The sequence below is a fragment of the Sphingopyxis sp. genome (assembly GCF_036402335.1).
In the GTDB taxonomy this organism is placed as follows: Bacteria; Pseudomonadota; Alphaproteobacteria; order Sphingomonadales; family Sphingomonadaceae; genus Sphingopyxis.
The window spans coordinates 1-1,985 of the sequence record NZ_DASWTD010000254.1; the positions used below are offsets into that span (position 1 = coordinate 1).

Here is a 1,985-nt window from a genome sequence, read left to right on the forward strand (position 1 = left end):
CCACTGCGACGGAACGACGCAGGGCTGCGGGCAACCGTGAAACAAGTTTGCAACAATGGCGTTGACCGTGAGTTCTCCCGAAAAAGGAGAATTTGATGGCCCTTCGCCAAACCCTGTCGGCTGCGCCGGCGCTGGCTTCCCGCAGACGAGCTTTTCCCGGTGAAGACGAGGCCTATACCAAGGCCCGCAAATCGCTGCTCGCCGAAGAGATCGACCTGCGCCGCAGGATGACTCGCGTCGCCGAGCAGCGGCGCCAGCTGCCACCGGGGCCGCTGATGAAGGATTACCGATTCAAGGATGCGAACGGCGCCGAACTGGGCCTCGCCGACCTGTTCGGCGAGCATGATACGCTGGTCAGCTATTTCTGGATGTACGGCCCCGAACGCGAGCGCCCCTGCCCGATGTGCACGAACTGGCTGGGTTCGGTCGACGGCAACGCCAACGACATCAAGCAACGCGTCGCCTTCAAGGTTTTCGGGCGTAGCCCCGTCGAACGCCAGAAGGCGTTCGCGCTCGAGCGCGGCTGGCAGGCGCTCGATTTCCTGCAGGTGGTCGGGAACGACTATGTCCGCGATTTCGACTTGCTGATGCCGGGTGGCGGCGACCTCGCGGCGATTGTCGTCTACAAGCGCGGCAAGGACGGTATCCGCCTGTTCTGGAAAAGCGACATGACCGCCGGCATGGCCGATCCGGGACAGGACCCGCGCGACGCGCCCGACATCGCCGCGCTGTGGAATATCCTCGACCTGACCCCCGGCGGGCGCGGAACCGACTGGTATCCCTCGCTGGAATATTAAGGATAAATGGGCTCTTTGGGGGTGGGACGCGGCGTTCACTCACCCCCTTCGATAGGCCGCAAGCCGTCGCGGTCGGCGGTCATGGTCATCGACGCCCCTCCCCGCATGGAGAGGTGCTGCCCCTATCAATCGGCCAGCGTGATCCGCTCATAGCGGTTCATATGATAATCGTGGCTGCCGAACTGGCCCTCGATCATCGTGGCGCGTTTGAAATAATGGCCGATGGCGAGTTCCTGCGTGATGCCGATGCCGCCATGCGTCTGGATCGCGTTCTGGCCGACGAAATTCGCCCCGCGGCTGACTTTCGCCTTCGCCGCCGAAACCGCTGCCATGCGCTCGTTCGCGGGCAGGTCGAGCTTGAGCACGCCCATGATCGTCATCGACCGCGCCTGTTCGACCTCCATGAACATGTCGACCATGCGGTGCTGGAGCACCTGGAACTTCGCGATCGGCACGCCGAACTGCTTGCGCTGCTGCGTATACTCCAGCGTGCCTTCATGGAGTTTCTGCATCACGCCGGTCGCCTCGGCGCACACCGCGACGGTCGCTTCGTCGACGATCCGCTCGATCAGCGGCAGGCCGTTTCCTTCCTGACCGAGAAGCGCATCGCCGGGGATCGCGACATTCTCGAAATAGACTTCGGATGCACGGCTGCCGTCGACGGTCGGATAGTCGCGGCGGACGATGCCGGGCAGATTGGCGTCGATCAGGAACAGCGACACGCCGTCGCGGTCGCGCGGATTACCTCCCGAGCGCGCGGTGACGAGCAGGTGCGTCGCCCACGGCGCGGCGATCACGACGCTCTTGTGCCCGTTCAGCAGATAGCCCGCGCCATCCTTCTTCGCCGTCGTACGGAGGTTGGCGAGGTCATAGCGGCCCTGCGGCTCGGCATAGGCAAAGGCGATAATCGCGTTGCCGGCGATGATCTCGGGGATCAGCGCGTCGGCCTGCGCTCCACCCGCTGCCTTCAGCGCACCGCCGCCGATCACGACGGTCTGGAGATAAGGCTCGATGCCGAGCACCTTGCCAAGTTCCTCCATCACGATCGCATTTTCGAGCGCGCCGCCGCCGAGGCCGCCCTGCTCTTCGCCGAACGCCGCACCGAGCATGCCGAGTTCCTGCGCCAGCGCCTGCCAGATCGCGGGATCGCGGCCCGCGTCGCTCGCGATGAACTTCTGGCGCGTTTCG

At 64.6% G+C, this 1,985-nt stretch carries 2 protein-coding genes; one reads left to right on the plus strand and one right to left on the minus strand.

What is annotated here, in order from left to right:
• Nucleotides 1-95: 95 nt before the first annotated feature.
• Entirely contained in the window at nucleotides 96-797 is a 702-nt protein-coding gene (locus VGD20_RS07990) for a DUF899 family protein (RefSeq protein ID WP_331133939.1), read from the plus strand.
• Nucleotides 798-922: 125 nt separating this feature from the next.
• Here VGD20_RS07990 and VGD20_RS07995 read toward each other — a convergent pair.
• A partial coding sequence (locus tag VGD20_RS07995; RefSeq protein ID WP_331133940.1) for an acyl-CoA dehydrogenase family protein occupies nucleotides 923-1,985 on the minus strand: 1,063 nt, incomplete at its 5' end.